This is a genomic window from Streptomyces sp. NPDC032161, from assembly GCF_040636995.1.
GTDB lineage: Bacteria > Actinomycetota > Actinomycetes > Streptomycetales > Streptomycetaceae > Streptomyces.
Map to the genome: position 1 here is coordinate 60556 of NZ_JBEZVN010000006.1, position 13982 is coordinate 74537.

The 13982-nt window shown below is 71.9% G+C and carries 12 protein-coding genes and 1 pseudogene; 9 read left to right on the top strand and 4 right to left on the bottom strand.

What is annotated here, in order from left to right; genetic code table 11:
• The first annotated feature begins 43 nt into the window (after positions 1 to 43).
• The 5 genes from AB0E67_RS16300 to AB0E67_RS16320 all read left to right on the top strand — a co-directional run bounded on the left by AB0E67_RS16300 (position 44) and on the right by AB0E67_RS16320 (position 4968).
• Complete coding sequence (locus AB0E67_RS16300; protein WP_362026616.1) at positions 44 to 655, top strand: TlpA disulfide reductase family protein; 612 nt, start codon at positions 44 to 46, stop codon at positions 653 to 655.
• A gap of 4 nt (positions 656 to 659) precedes the next feature.
• Positions 660 to 1424 carry a cytochrome c biogenesis protein CcdA gene (locus tag AB0E67_RS16305; RefSeq protein WP_362026619.1) on the top strand — a complete coding sequence of 255 codons (765 nt, stop codon included), beginning with the start codon at positions 660 to 662 and terminating at the stop codon, positions 1422 to 1424.
• Between the two features lie 6 nt (positions 1425 to 1430).
• A complete protein-coding gene (locus AB0E67_RS16310; RefSeq protein WP_362026622.1) occupies positions 1431 to 3230 on the top strand; it encodes a cytochrome c biogenesis protein ResB in 1800 nt (599 codons plus the stop codon).
• A complete protein-coding gene (gene ccsB / locus AB0E67_RS16315; RefSeq protein WP_362026625.1) occupies positions 3227 to 4321 on the top strand; it encodes a c-type cytochrome biogenesis protein CcsB in 1095 nt (364 codons plus the stop codon). The genes AB0E67_RS16310 and ccsB overlap by 4 nt, the downstream gene beginning before the upstream one ends.
• 122 nt (positions 4322 to 4443) lie before the next feature.
• Positions 4444 to 4968: a hypothetical protein gene (locus AB0E67_RS16320; RefSeq protein WP_362026628.1), complete on the top strand. Its 525-nt coding sequence runs from the start codon at positions 4444 to 4446 to the stop codon at positions 4966 to 4968.
• 61 nt (positions 4969 to 5029) lie between these two features.
• On the opposite strand, the gene AB0E67_RS16325 is transcribed toward AB0E67_RS16320, so the two are convergent.
• The 3 genes from AB0E67_RS16325 to AB0E67_RS16335 form a co-directional block, all read right to left on the bottom strand.
• Positions 5030 to 6601, bottom strand: a complete 1572-nt coding sequence (locus tag AB0E67_RS16325; RefSeq protein ID WP_362026631.1) for a hypothetical protein — start codon at positions 6599 to 6601, stop codon at positions 5030 to 5032.
• Positions 6594 to 8771 carry a hypothetical protein gene (locus AB0E67_RS16330; protein ID WP_362026634.1) on the bottom strand — a complete coding sequence of 726 codons (2178 nt, stop codon included), beginning with the start codon at positions 8769 to 8771 and terminating at the stop codon, positions 6594 to 6596. Before AB0E67_RS16330 ends, AB0E67_RS16325 begins: the two co-directional genes overlap by 8 nt.
• Before the next feature lie 265 nt (positions 8772 to 9036).
• Entirely contained in the window at positions 9037 to 9441 is a 405-nt protein-coding gene (locus AB0E67_RS16335) for a PLD nuclease N-terminal domain-containing protein (protein ID WP_362026636.1), read from the bottom strand.
• Between the two features lie 165 nt (positions 9442 to 9606).
• Here AB0E67_RS16335 and AB0E67_RS16340 point away from each other — a divergent pair.
• The 3 genes and pseudogenes from AB0E67_RS16340 to mqnP all read left to right on the top strand — a co-directional run.
• Positions 9607 to 9723, top strand: a pseudogene (locus AB0E67_RS16340) (DNA-binding protein); the annotation flags it as partial.
• A 149-nt stretch (positions 9724 to 9872) separates the two neighbouring features.
• Positions 9873 to 11330, top strand: coding sequence for a menaquinone biosynthesis decarboxylase (locus AB0E67_RS16345; RefSeq protein ID WP_362026639.1), 1458 nt, complete (start codon positions 9873 to 9875; stop codon positions 11328 to 11330).
• Complete coding sequence (mqnP, locus tag AB0E67_RS16350) at positions 11327 to 12247, top strand: menaquinone biosynthesis prenyltransferase MqnP (RefSeq protein WP_362026642.1); 921 nt, start codon at positions 11327 to 11329, stop codon at positions 12245 to 12247. The genes AB0E67_RS16345 and mqnP overlap by 4 nt, the downstream gene beginning before the upstream one ends.
• 204 nt (positions 12248 to 12451) lie before the next feature.
• Here the strand turns inward: mqnP and AB0E67_RS16355 are convergent, their stop codons facing one another.
• Complete coding sequence (locus AB0E67_RS16355) at positions 12452 to 13117, bottom strand: rhomboid family intramembrane serine protease (protein ID WP_362026644.1); 666 nt, start codon at positions 13115 to 13117, stop codon at positions 12452 to 12454.
• Positions 13118 to 13258: 141 nt separating this feature from the next.
• Here AB0E67_RS16355 and AB0E67_RS16360 point away from each other — a divergent pair, with 141 nt between their 5' ends.
• Positions 13259 to 13936, top strand: coding sequence for a UbiX family flavin prenyltransferase (locus AB0E67_RS16360; protein WP_362027067.1), 678 nt, complete (start codon positions 13259 to 13261; stop codon positions 13934 to 13936).
• Positions 13937 to 13982 lie beyond the last annotated feature (46 nt).

The window sequence follows — 13982 nt, forward strand, 5'->3', positions numbered from 1 at the left end:
GGGGTGCCCGAGATCGCCGGAACCGCCATGCGAAACTTTTCACATGAGCTATGGCCGGGCATCTCGACGCCGCTTCACCCTGCTCGCCGCCCCCGCGGCGGCCGTCGCACTCGCGCTCACGCTGACCGCGTGCGGCGGGAACGACGAAAAGGTCGGTGGTGGGGGCAGCACGAACTTCGTCACGGGCAGCGGCGGGATCTCCACCGTCGACAAGGGGGACCGCAAGCCCGCCCCGAAGCTCGACGGGGAGACCCTCGACGGCAAGCAGCTCGACGTCGCCGACTTCAAGGGCAAGGTCGTCGTGCTGAACGTATGGGGCTCCTGGTGCGGTCCCTGCCGGCTGGAGGCCCAGTACTTCTCCCGGGTGGCGAAGGAGACGAAGGACAAGGGCGTCGAGTTCGTCGGGATCAACACGCGGGACGCGCAGAAGGGTCCCGCGGTGAGCTTCGAGAAGGACTACGGCGTCCCGTACCCGAGCTTCTTCGACCCGACCGGCAAGCTGATGCTCCGCTTCCCCAAGGGCACGCTGAACCCGCAGGCCATCCCCTCGACCGTGGTCCTGGACCGGGACGGGAGGATCGCCGCCCGTTCCCTGGTCGCGCTCGACGCCGAGAAGCTGCACGAGATGATCGACCCTCTGATCGCGGAGAAGTGACTCCGTGCTCACCCTCGCGGCGCTTCCGGCGCAGAACGAGACCGTGATGAGCGGGGCGCTGATCGTCGCCCTGCCCATCGCGGTGCTCGGCGGGCTCGTCTCGTTCTTCTCGCCGTGCGTCCTGCCCCTGGTCCCCGGCTACCTCTCGTACGTCACCGGCGTCAGCGGCACCGACCTGGCTCAGGCCAGGCGGGGCCGCATGGTCGCGGGCGCCTCGCTGTTCGTGCTCGGCTTCACCGCCGTGTTCGTCTCCGGCGGCGCGCTCTTCGGCTTCTTCGGCCAGACCCTCCAGGAGCACAGCGGGGTCCTCTCCAAGATCCTCGGCGTGCTGATGATCCTGATGGGGATCTTCTTCATGGGACTGATGCCCTGGATGACCCAGCGCGAGTTCCGTATCCACAGACGGCCGGTGAGCGGACTGGCCGGGGCGCCCCTGCTGGGCGCCCTCTTCGGGATCGGCTGGACGCCCTGTCTCGGGCCCACGCTCAGCTCGGTGAGCATCCTCGCGATGGACCAGGGCACCGCCGGACGCGGGGCGCTCCTGACCGTCGCGTACTGCCTGGGGCTGGGCGTGCCCTTCGTGCTCGCCGCGGTCGCCTTCCGCAAGGCGCTCGGTGCGTTCGGCTGGGTCAAGCGCCACTACGCATGGGTCATGCGGATCGGCGGCGCGATGATGATCGTGACCGGTCTGCTCCTGCTGACCGGTCTGTGGGCCGACCTGATGCAGGTGATGCAGGGCTGGTCCGACGGCTTCACGGTGGGGATCTGAGGTTCCATGAGCAAGACCGAGACCAACGCGAGCAACGAGCACGAGGAGAAGGGGCGCGACGAGAACGCCCCCGAACTCGGCGCGGCCGGCTCCCAGCTCTCCACCGCGCCCCGGGAGGAGAGCGCGGCCGCTCTGCCGGCCATGGGCGTCATCGGCTGGGTCCGCTGGTTCTGGCGCCAGCTCACCTCCATGCGGGTCGCGCTGATCCTGCTCTTCCTGCTGTCGCTCGGCGCCGTCCCCGGCTCGCTGATCCCGCAGAACAGCGTGGACGAACTGAAGGTGCAGGCCTTCAAGGAGGCCCACACCACCCTCACGCCGATCTACGAGAAGCTCCAGTTCTTCGACGTCTACAGCTCGGTGTGGTTCTCCGCGATCTACATCCTGCTGTTCATCTCGCTCATCGGCTGCATCGTGCCGCGCACCGGCCAGTTCATCGGCCAGCTGCGCAGCCGTCCGCCGGGCGCCCCCAAGCGCCTGACCCGGCTGCCCGCGTACACCACCTGGCGCACCGAGGCCGAGCCCGAGCAGGTGCGCGAGGCCGCGCTCGCCACGCTGCGCGGGCGCCGCTACCGGGCCCACACCGTGGGGGACGCGGTCGCCGCCGAGAAGGGGTACCTGCGCGAGGCCGGGAACCTGCTCTTCCACGTCTCCCTGATCGTGATGCTGGTGGCGTTCGGCTACGGCCAGCTCTTCAAGTCCGAGGGCGCCAAGCTGATCGTCGAGGGCGACGGCTTCTCCAACACGCTGACCCAGTACGACGACTTCAAGTCCGGCTCGCTGTTCGACTACGACGGGCTCGCCCCGTTCAGCTTCAAGCTCGACGACTTCGTCGGCACGTACGAGCGCAGCGGCCCGCAGAAGGGTACGGCGCGGACCTTCGAGGCCCGTGTGACGTACGAGAAGGGCGCCTACGGCAAGCCGCAGAAGAAGGTCATCAGGGTCAACGAGCCGCTCGTCGTCGACGGCACCAAGGTCTATCTGAACGCGCACGGCTACGCGCCGGTCGTCTCCGTCAAGGACGCCTCCGGCAAGGAGGTCTACCGCAACGCCGTGCCGCTGCTGCCGATCGACAACAACATCACCTCGACCGGCGCGATCAAGGTGCTGGACGGCTACCGGGACAAGAGCGGCAAGAAGACCCAGCTGGGCTTCCAGGCGTTCTTCGTGCCGACCTTCGCGGGTGACGGCAAGGGCACGATGTTCTCCCAGTTCCCGGCCGCGGACATGCCCGTGCTCGCGCTCAACGCCTACCACGGCTACCTCGGACCCGACTCCGGACTGGCGCAGAACGTGTACCAGCTGGACAAGAAGAAGATGAAGCCGTTCAAGGACGGCGAGAACGGCGACCTCAAGCAGCGCCTCGCGGTCGGCGACACGATGAAGCTGCCCGACGGCGCGGCCTCGATCACCTTCGTGGGCGTCGAGGAGTGGGCCAGCTTCCAGATCTCCGAGCAGCCCGCCAGCGGCTGGGCCCTCGGCGGTTCGGCCGCCGCGATCGCCGGTCTCGCCGCCTCGCTGTTCATCCAGCGGCGACGGGTCTGGGTGCGGGCCGTGCGCGGCGCCGACGGCGTCACCGTCGTCGAGATGGGCGGCCTCGGCCGCAGCGAGTCCGCCAGGCTCCCCGAGGAACTGGCCGATCTCGCCCTCACGCTCCACGACCGGGCGCCCACCGCGCCCGATCCGGCGCCCACCGGCTCCGACGGCGACGCGCCCGACCCGGACACGGACGAGGGGCGGCCCGGCGGGCCGGACCCCGACTCCGTCGAAGAATCCTCCGAAGAACCTGCCGAAGGGGCTGAGAAGTGAATCTCGCCGCCGCAACCAACGAGAGCCTGGCGAACACCAGCAATGTGCTGATCTATTCGTCGATGGCCGTCTACACCCTGGCCTTCTTCGCGCACATCGCGGAATGGGTGTTCGGCAGCCGCAGCAAGGTCGGCCGCACCGCCGCCGCCCTGACCGGGACGGAGGCCGGGGCCGGGGGCGCCGGTGCCGCGACCGGGGCGCGGGTCGCCCAGCAGGGCGGCGGCACCGCCGTGCTCGACCGCCCGAAGATCGTCACGCGCGCCGCCGCGGGCTCCCGGGACGTCCCGGACGGCCCCGGCGCGGCCGGCGGCACGTTCAAGGGCGACCTGTACGGGCGCATCGCGATCTCCCTGACCATCGTCGCCTTCCTCGTCCAGGCGGGCGGCGTCGTCGCCCGCGCGCTGTCCGTGCAGCGCGCCCCCTGGGGCAACATGTACGAGTTCTCCATCACCTTCTCCACGGTGGCGGTCGGCACGTACCTGGTCCTCCTCGCTCTGAAGAAGAACGTCCGCTGGATGGGGCTGCTCCTGGTCACCACCGTCCTGCTGGACCTCGGTGTGGCGACCACGTGGCTCTACACGGCCAGCGACCAGCTGGTGCCCGCGCTGCACTCGTACTGGCTGTGGATCCACGTCTCCACCGCCATCCTCTGCGGTGCCGTCTTCTACATCGGCGCGGTCGCCACCCTGCTCTACCTCTTCCGCGACAGCTACGAGGCCAAGCTGGCAGCCGGCGGGAAGCCGGGGGCCTTCGCCCGGTCCGTGCTCTCCCGGCTGCCGGCCGCCGGTTCGCTCGACAAGTTCTCGTACCGCATCAACGCCGCGGTGTTCCCGCTGTGGACGTTCACGATCATCGCGGGCGCCATCTGGGCCGGTGACGCGTGGGGCCGCTACTGGGGCTGGGACCCCAAGGAGGTCTGGTCCTTCATCACCTGGGTCGCGTACGCCAGCTACCTGCACGCCCGCGCCACGGCCGGGTGGAAGGGCCGCAAGGCCGCCTACCTGGCGCTCCTCGCCTTCGGCTGCTGGCTGTTCAACTACTACGGCGTGAACATCTTCGTCAACGGCAAGCACTCCTACGCGGGCGTCTGACGACCGCACCCGCGCGGGCGTCCGAGGACCGGCCCCCGTCGTTCCCCCGCACGGGGACGACGGGGGCCGGTCCTCGTTCGTGCACGGGTGCGGATCGCGCACCCTCGGGCCACGCTGGAACCATGACCGATGCGACCCCCGTCATCGAGCACGGCACCAGCGAGACCCACGGCGACCTGCACGTCCTGCGTTTCCTGCTGCGGCTGCCCCACCCCGTCCCCGAGGTGTGGACGGCCGTCGCCAGCGCCGGGGGGCTGCCCGGCTGGCTGGCCGCCGCCGACACGTTCGAACCACGCATCGGCGGGGCGATCACGCTGCGCTGGCTGAACACCGGCCCCGACGGGAACGCCACCGTCGCCTCGGGCACCGTCACCGCCTGGGACGTCGAGCGGGTCGCCGAATACACCCTCGAAGGACCGCACGGCCGCATCCGCTTCCACCTGGAACCGCCGCGCGGCGACCATGTGCTGCTGCGCTTCACCAACGAGATCCGGGGCGACGACGCGCTGCGCCTGGACTGCCTCGCCGGCTGGCACGACCACTTCCGCTACCTCGTGGACGCGCTGGACGGCTGCCCCGCCGACTGGTCGAGATGGACACCGGCGCGCTGGGCGGGACTGCGCGAGGAGTACGCGGCCGGGGCGTGAGGCGGGCGTGGGCGGCGGGGCCGCGTCGTGCGGGCCCGCCGCGGCGTACGCCCGTACGGGCTCACGGCCCCGAGGACGGAGGCAGGCAGCTCGGGCCCGGAGGCGTCCGCTCCGGCCAGGCGATCGCCACGAACCGCTGACGGGCGTCCTCCGGCGCCAGCTCCACCACCGGCACCGCCTTGTTGTACGGGTTCCCGTGGTTGTCCAGGCAGATCCAGCCGCTGGCCCCCGGCACCCGCAACGACCCCTTCACCCGCGGCCACTGCTCGCCCACGTCCGCGGGCCGGGGCAGCAGCTTGCCCTCCGGGGTCGCCTGCCGGATGCCGCGCACCGCCAGCGACAGCGCGTCGTAGGCGATGATGACCTGCCCGTCCGTCAGGTCCTGGTGCCTGGTCGGCCCGATCGGACCCACGGGCCTGCGCGCCACCGCGGCCAGCAGGTCCAGGAAGTTCCGGTAGTCCGCCGGGGAGCCGCCCGTCAGCGACTTCCCCTCTCCCTTTTGCTCCGTGGTCGTCCAGGTGTCCGGATGCGCCAGGGACGCGTAGCGCACCGTCACTCCGCGGCGCAGCGCGCCCCGGTCGAGCTTCTTGTCGCTGCCGAGGTACGAGCCCTCGTCGCCGGTCAGGATCGTGAACGGGCGCCTCTGGCAGCCCCGGGACCCGAGCGCGTTGATGAACTGCCGCAGCTGGGTGTGGCGCCCGGCGAAGAACACCGTGTCCGCGTCCGTGTCGCAGATCAGGTGCGTGATCTGCTGGAACGTGTTGGCCGTGGTGCCCTCGTCGTTCGGGTCGCTGCGCGAGGTGAACAGCTGCGGCTCGTAACGGGTGCCCTTCACCAGCGAGGTGAAGGCCGCCCGCAGCGTGTCCGTGTAGTGGTCCCCGGTCCGGGTGTCCTGCACCAGCAGCGCCTTGTCGGCCTTCACCTGCCCGAAGTGCGCCAGCGCCCGCGCCTCGTCGCGGTTGGTCGGCGAGACCCGCGCCAGGCCCGGGAACGGGTCGCCGTCCGGACCGTTGGCGATGTCGTCCGCGGTGATCGTGGTGCCGACGACCGCGATGTGCGCGGCGGTCAGCTCCTTGACCGCGTTCCTGACCTGGGTGCTGCTGGTCGCCACCCCCGACACCGCGCGCAGGTGGTCCGGCGCCCCGGTCATCGCCTTCAGCCGCTCCACCGTCGGCCGCCACAGCAGGTTGTTGTTCCCGGTGTTGGCGAGCACCAGCCGGATCCCGGGCACCTGGCCGTTCGACAGGTGGTTGGCCCGGTACTGCGCGGCGAAGGCGCCCTGCAGCTCGCGCTGCATCTTCGTCTGCATCGCCTCGTCCTTCGACGTGAGCGGCAGCAGCAGGGCGACCGTCGCGTACCGGCCGGGCTTCAGCGTGGCGTTCTCCCGGGCGATGGCCCTGGCGACCTCGGTGAGCTTCGGCCGCCCGAAGTCGTAGCCGTCACCGGAGACCCCCACGCACTCGTCACTGCCCGGCGGGCGCTCGACGCCCGGCACGCAGGCGCGGTTCTCGGGGGCGGTGAGCCGGCCGATGCCGTACCAGCCCGATGTGAAGACCAGGGCGCCCGCCACCACCGAGGTGACGACCTTCTGCCGCGCCGTGTACCAGAGGCGGTACCGCAGTGGATTACGCATCCGAGCCACCCTCCCCGCGTCGCGTGCCGCTCGTGCCCGTGCCCGTCGTGCCGCCCGCCCCGCCCGTCGCCCCCGGCGGCATGGACAACGGCCGCCAGGCCCTGATGTCCCGGGGCCAGTGCGTCGCCGCGTCCCACAGCACGCTGTTGCCCGACGGATGGATGCCGGACAGCTGCCGCAGTTCGTGCGCCATCTTCTCGACCACCTCGTCGTCCGGCAGGACCAGCGGATCGGACAGCAGCCACACCGCGTGCAGCAGCCTGCGCAGCCGCAACTGGAGCTCCACGGCCCGTTCGCCCAGCCCCCCGAGCCCCGTCTCGCCGTCCGGCAGCGCGTCGGTCGCCTCCCGGCCGAGGGCCACCGCCCGCCGCGGGTCGGGCCCCGGACGGCCGGGCGCCCGCGGGTACGGCGCCGAGGCGATGAACCGCAGCGAGTCGAGCCAGTCCGTCACCTCCGCGTCGGCGAACCGCTCCCGCAGATGCGTCACGCAGTCCCTGGTCCTGCCCAGCACCAGCTCCTGGTGCAGCCGGTGCCGGACGCTCGGCAGCCGGCCCCCGGGCGCGTAGGCCGTACGCAGCGTCTCGTGCACCGCGCGCCACACCGCGTAGTACGGATGGTCGTCGTCCTGGAAGCGCAGCCGGTGCAGCAGCAGCGCCCGCAGCAGCGGATCGGCGACGAAGAACTCGGGACCGACCGGCCAGCCCTGCGACCGCAGCGCGTCACGCACCCGCAACGCCACGTCGCCCTCCAGCGACCGGTCGCGCAGCCGGGCCGTGGCCAGCAGCCGCGCCGACTCCTCGCCGTGCGCGGCGGCCAGCACGCACAGCATGTCGAGCTGCTGTCCGGGCACCAGCCGGGCCAGCAGTTCGTCCGCCACCCGCACCGGGGGCCGGTCCTCGCGCAGTTCCACGGTGTGGTCCAGCAGCGCCCCCGGCACCAGGTCCGCCCCCGCGGCCCGGTCCGGCCGTCCCGTCCCCGCCCCCGCCAGTGCCTCGCCCGTCGCCTGCGCCAGCAGTGCCACGCCCAGCGGGCGCCCGCCCGTCAGCCGGTGCACCCCGCGCGCCAGCCCGGCCGGGGCGCGGCCCGCCGGATCCTGCCGGTCGAACGCCGTCTGCACGTCCGCCGGGGCCAGCGCCGTCAGCTCCACGGCCAGGATCCCCGAGGTCACCTCCGAACCGCGCGCCCAGTGCGAACCGTGCGCCACCTCGGGCAGCCGCCTGCGCGTCGCATGGCTCAGCCCCTCGTGGTCGTGGGTCCGGGAGGTGGCGAACACGGCGATCCGGTCCCGCACCCCGGCGGCCCGCCGCCGCAGCAGCGGCTCGACCAGCCGGCGGCCCAGTTCCGTGTGCGCGTTGTCCAGCAGCAGCACCGGACGCCCCCGCCTGGCCCCGCGTGCCAGGCCCTCGTACGCCCGGACCAGATCCGTGACCAGCGCCAGCACCAGATGGTCCTCGGCCCGGCGGCGCAGATCACCGCCGCGTTCGAAGTCGACCGCCAGCTGCCGCAGCCCGATCCGGCCGTTGCCGCCCGCGTGCGGATAGCTCCCGTACCAGTCCGCGGTGCGCCGCTGGAACCGGCCGAACGACTCCTCCAGCACCGTCTCGACCGTGGCCTCCGCGACCAGTCCGGCCAGCGGGGCCACCGCGTCGAAGGCGCCGGCGGCCAGCTTCGTCAGCACCTTGGTCACCCAGCCCGTCGCCGCGTCGCCCCGGGTGTCGACGGTCGCCAGCACCGGGCCCAGCGCCTGGAGGTCCCGCTGCGCCCGTGTCTCGTCCTCCCGCGTCCAGGAGATCGAGGCGACCGCCACCAGACCCAGGCTCAGCCGGGGGAAGGGCACCGGCCGCGCGGCCCGCACCCGCGCCGTCAACTGGGCGGCGAGCTCCGGCAGCGCACCGGTGACCGGGGTCCAGCCCGGCCCCGGGTCCGCGGGCGGCACGACCGCCTCGCAGTCGACCAGGGCGACCGGGGTGACCTCCCGGTACAGCCTGCGCAACTGCTTCAGCACGGCCGTCTTGCCCATGCCGCGCCCGCCGGTGAGCACGGTGACCGGTGGATCGTCGCGGTGCTCGTAGGCGACCCGGGCGGAGCCGTACGGGGCGAGACCGGTCAGGCGCGCGGCGAGTCCGTCGGCGCCGAGGACCGCCTCACGTCCGTACAGCTCTCTGTCCACAGCACCCCCAGCGCCGTCGCCCACTCCGATCTGTCACACCGTCAACAACAGGGTATCGGGAGGGCGTTGGGGCGAGGAGAGGATTTTCGAAGGATCGGCGATTGCGGTGTACGAAGTGAGCGGCACGTGAAGGAGCCGGGCGCGCGAAGCAGCCGGGCATGGGCCCTGGGGCCCTGGCGGACGGAACGGCGACGGCCACCGCGTGCCGGGTGGCACACGGTGGCCGTCATGGTCGCTCGGGCCGCGGACGGCGGTCCCTGCGCGGTCAGGACGCGGGCGGCGTCGAACCCTCGGGCCCGGTCTCGTTCTCGCGGCGCTTCAGCTCCTCCTCGCGGCGGCGCAGATCCGCCTCCCAGTCCTTGAGGAGCGACTCGTCCTTCTTGTTCTCCTCGCGCAGCGTCTTCAGGAACTCCGGATTGTCGTCCGGGGCCACCCACTGCGTGCGGTGGTTGCGGTGCCATTCGGACGGCGTGCGGCCCCCGGCGGGCGCCGCACGCATCTTGCCCGCGGCCAGCCACACGATCGGGCCCACGATCCAGAACAGCAGGATGATGAAGACCCAGGCGATCTTCGGCAGATGCTTGGCCTCGTCCTCGGGGGTGTTCAGGCAGTCGATGAACGCGTAGATCGTCAGAGCCAGAGGCAGGAGATACATCAAGGCCCGGAACATGGTGGAAGGTCCCCCTGAGGAGAGTTGGCGGGGCTTGTCCGCCCCGGTGTGGGCCCAGGGTAACCGGTGCCGCCGACAGCCCGGCGTGGAGCCGAGCGGGCTGGGCCGGCCGTCGGCCGTTCCGCCGCCGAAGCCGGAGGCGGCGGACGCGCAGCCCGGCCCGGCGACGCCACTGCGGCCGAAGTCGCGCTGCGCCTGCCGAAGCCTGTCGCACTGCTGACATCGGACGTCGACGACATGCTCGAACTCTGCGGTGCCCGCGTTCGTGTCATCGGCCTTTGACGTGTCGGCATTCCGCTCGCGGGGGCGACCGGGCCGTCCCGGCACGGTGCCCGCCGGGCCGTCACGTGCCCGGCGCCGGACCGCTGGTGCAGCCCGCCGGGACCGGGCCACCCCCCGTGGTCGGCGGCGGTGATGACAAACTGGACGGCATGGCTTATGACGATCTTCGTTCCCTGCTCCGGGCGCTGGAGCGCGAGGGCGACCTCAAGCGCATCAAGGCCGAGGTCGACCCCTACCTGGAGGTCGGCGAGATCGTCGACCGGGTGAACAAGGCGGGCGGTCCGGCCCTGCTCTTCGAGAACGTCAAGGGGTCCTCGATGCCCCTGGCCATGAACGTCTTCGGGACCGACCGGCGGCTGCTCAAGGCGCTCGGGCTGAAGTCGTACGCGGACATCGGCGACAAGATCGGCGGGCTGCTCAAGCCGGAGCTGCCGCACGGCTTCGTCGGGGTGCGCGAGGCGTTCGGGAAGCTCGGCTCGATGGCGCACGTGCCGCCGAAGAAGGTGAAGGCGCAGAGCGCCCCGGTCCAGGAAGTGGTGCTGACCGGCGACGACGTGGACCTGGACCGGCTGCCCGCGCTCTTCACCTGGCCCGGGGACGGCGGCTCGTTCTTCAACCTGGGGCTCACCCACACCAAGGACCCGGAGAGCGGCGTCCGGAACCTGGGCCTCTACCGGCTCCAGCGGCACGACCGGCGCACCATCGGGATGCACTGGCAGATCCACAAGGACAGCCGCAACCACTACCAGGTCGCCGCCCGGCGCGGGGAGCGGCTGCCGGTCGCGATCGCGTTCGGGGCGCCGCCCGCGGTGACGTACGCCTCCACCGCCCCGCTGCCGGGGGACATCGACGAGTACCTCTTCGCCGGGTTCCTCCAGGGCAAGCGGATCGAGATGGTCGACTGCAAGACCGTGCCGCTCCAGGTCCCGGCACAGGCGGAGGTCGTCCTGGAGGGCTGGCTGGAGCCCGGGAAGATGCTGCCCGAGGGGCCGTTCGGCGACCACACCGGCTTCTACACCCCGCAGGAACCGTTCCCCGCGCTGACCATCGACTGCGTGACCATGCGGCGGCGCCCGCTGCTCCAGTCGATCGTGGTGGGCCGGCCGCCGACCGAGGACGGGCCGCTGGGGCGGGCCACCGAGCGGTTCTTCCTGCCGCTCCTCAAGATCATCGTGCCGGACATCGTGGACTACCACCTGCCGGAGGCGGGCGGGTTCCACAACTGCGCGATCGTCTCGATCGACAAGAAGTACCCGAAGCACGCCCAGAAGGTGATGAGTGCCATCTGGGGGGCGCACATGATGTCGCTGACCAAGCTGATCGTGGTCGTGGACTCCGACTGCGACGTCCATGATCTGCACGAGGTGGCGTGGCGGGCGCTGGGCAACACGGACTACGCGCGCGACCTGACCGTCACCGAGGGGCCGGTCGACCACCTCGACCACGCCTCCTACCAGCAGTTCTGGGGTGGCAAGGCGGGCATCGACGCGACCCGGAAGTGGCCCGAGGAGGGATACACCCGGGACGGGGGCTGGCCGGAGATGGTCGAGTCGGACCCCGGGACGGCGGCGAAGGTCGACCGCCGGTGGAAGGAATACGGACTGTGAGCGCCGCCGACGCAGCACTGGGCTCGGAGCCCGTACGGCCGAACAACGGCAAGGTCAAGGCGTTCCTGCGGCTCGTGATGATCGAGCACTCGGTCTTCGCGCTGCCCTTCGCGTACATCGCCGCACTGACCGCGATGTTCCGGGCCGACAAGACGGTCCACTGGGTGGAGCTGCTGCTCGTCACGGTCGCGATGGTGGGGCTGCGGACGTTCGCCATGGCCTGCAACCGGATCATCGACCGGGAGATCGACGCCCGCAATCCGCGCACCGCGAACCGGGAACTGGTCACCGGCGCGGTGTCCGTGCGCTCGGCGTGGACGGGGGCGCTCGTCGCCCTCGTGGTCTTCCTGGGCGCCGCCGCCCTGCTGAACCCGCTCTGCCTGGCGCTGGCGCCGGTCGCCGTCGTGCCGATGGTGGTGTACCCGTACGGCAAGCGGTTCACCACCTACCCGCACGCCATCCTCGGCATCGCGCAGGCCATGGGGCCGGTCGGCGCCTGGCTGGCGGTGACCGGAAGCTGGTCGTGGGAGGCGGTGGTCCTCGGTCTCGCGGTCGGGATCTGGATCGGCGGCTTCGACCTGATCTTCGCCTGCCAGGACGTGCAGGCGGACCGGGCGCACGGGGTGCGGTCGGTGCCGGCCCGGTTCGGGATCCCGGCGGCGCTGTGGGGGGCGCGGGTCTCCCACGCGGTGACGACGGTGCTGCTGGTCTGGTTCGGCCTGGCGACCGGGGCGGGGGTGCTGTACTGGATCGGCATGGCGGTCGTCGCCGTCGCCTTCGTGTACGAGCACCGGGTGGTGCGTCCGCACGACCTGTCCCGGCTGAACCGGGCGTTCTTCTCCGTCAACGGCTTCATCGGGATAGCGCTGTTCGTGTGCGCCCTGCTGGACCTGGTGGTGCGCGGCCTGACGGTGTAGGCGGGGCGCCGAGCGGGTCGGGACGCGGTCGGGTACGGAGCGGAGCGCCGGGCCGTCCCCCCGGTCGGTGCGCCGAGGACCGGCACGTCCGTGCTTCCCGCCGCCGCGGCTCGAAGGGGCCGCGGCGCGCGTCACGGGCCTCCTCGCGCCACTGGCCGGGCGCGCGGGCACGCCCCCGGTCAGGGCCTCGGGCAGGGTCCCCGGTCAGGGCAGGAACGGGGTGGCCGTCGGATCGTCCCCACGGCCGGTACCGGCGGTGCGGCCGACGCGGCGGCGGAAGACGAACGCCGCCACTACGCCCGCCGCCAGCCCGAACAGGTGGCCCTGCCAGCTGACCGAGGTGTTGGTGGGGGATATCCCCAGCAGGATCGACGAGCCCCATGTCGCGCCGATCAGCAGGCCGATCCCGATGTCGAGCGGTCTGCGGTCGACGAAGCCGCGGACCAGCAGATAGCCGAAGAGGCCGAAGACGAGCCCGGAGGCGCCCGCCGTGTTGGAGTGGGCGGGGGAGACCAGCCAGACGCCGAGGCCGTCCACCACGATGATCAGCGCGGCGACGGCCGCGAAACGGCGGATGCCGCCCAGTGCGGCCAGGAAGCCGAAGACCAGCAGCGGCACGCTGTTGGACGCGACGTGGCCGAAGCCGAAGTGGATGAAGGCCGCGGGCACGATGTCCAGCAGCTCGGCGGGGTGGCGTGGCTCGATCCCGTACGTGTCCAGGGCGTGGCCCGTCGACACGTCGACGGCTTCGAGCACCCAGAGGAATGCCACCCACCCCAGCATCAGCTTGGCCGCGGCCTTCGCCCGGTCGGCCCGGCCCCACGCCGGCGCCCGGCCCGGGCCGGCACTGCGATTCGGCCATGCGGTCATCGTGGTCCCCTGTGTCCGGTGTCGTCGCCGATTCGGTCCGTCCTTCAACCGTCTTCCGTCAGTCAGAACGCCCGACGCCCCTTGCTCGGTTCCGGCGTCGTGCGGCCGGATAGGCTCGGGGGCGTGGAATCCGGGATTTCAGTGAGTCAGCAGCAGCGACAGCCTTGGATCGTGGGGGTTTCCGGCGCTTCGGGCACTCCTTTCGCCGCCGCCGTGCTGCGCGGTCTGCTGGCCGCGGGCGAGAACGTGGATCTGGTGGTGAGCCGGGCGTCGCGGCTGACGCTGCTGGACGAGACCGGGGTCGCGTTCCGCGACGCGCACTGGCGCGAGGATCTGCGGACCTGGCTGGCGCGCGGGGCGGACGGGAAGCCGCACACCTTCGACGTGGGCGGGGCGGAGATCGAGCGGGTACGGCACTGGGCGGCCGGTGACCTCGGCGCGGGGCCGTCCTCGGGGTCGTACCCGGCGAAGGGGATGCTCATCGTGCCGGCCTCGACGGCGTGCGTGGCCGGGGTGGCGCTCGGGCTGTCGAAGGATCTGCTCCAGCGTGCCGCGAGCGTGACGCTCAAGGAGCGGCGCAAGCTGGTCGTCGCCGTGCGGGAGACCCCGTTGAACGGGCAGACGCTGAAGCACCTGGTGAGCCTGGACGAGGCGGGCGCCGTCGTGCTGCCCGCCTCTCCGGGCTTCTACGCGGGTGCGACGCACATCCAGGATCTGGTGGACTTCGTCGCGGGGCGGGTACTGGACGCGGCGGGGGTGCCGCACGACCTGTACCGCCGGTGGGAGGGAGAACTCGGTGGTGGCTCCCGCGGCATGTAGGACCGGCCCGCGGAGTCCGGCGAGTGTGAGTGCGAGTACGGGGCCG

Excerpts from the sequence above, each read along its gene's own strand:
- AB0E67_RS16355 (WP_362026644.1), bottom strand. The coding sequence starts at position 13,117 with ATGACCGCATGGCCGAATCGCAGTGCCGGCCCGGGCCGGGCGCCGGCG.
- AB0E67_RS16345 (WP_362026639.1), top strand. The coding sequence starts at position 9,873 with ATGGCTTATGACGATCTTCGTTCCCTGCTCCGGGCGCTGGAGCGCGAG.
- AB0E67_RS16335 (WP_362026636.1), bottom strand. The coding sequence starts at position 9,441 with ATGTTCCGGGCCTTGATGTATCTCCTGCCTCTGGCTCTGACGATCTAC.
- AB0E67_RS16310 (WP_362026622.1), top strand. The coding sequence starts at position 1,431 with ATGAGCAAGACCGAGACCAACGCGAGCAACGAGCACGAGGAGAAGGGG.
- AB0E67_RS16325 (WP_362026631.1), bottom strand. The coding sequence starts at position 6,601 with ATGCGTAATCCACTGCGGTACCGCCTCTGGTACACGGCGCGGCAGAAG.
- AB0E67_RS16300 (WP_362026616.1), top strand. The coding sequence starts at position 44 with ATGAGCTATGGCCGGGCATCTCGACGCCGCTTCACCCTGCTCGCCGCC.
- AB0E67_RS16320 (WP_362026628.1), top strand. The coding sequence starts at position 4,444 with ATGACCGATGCGACCCCCGTCATCGAGCACGGCACCAGCGAGACCCAC.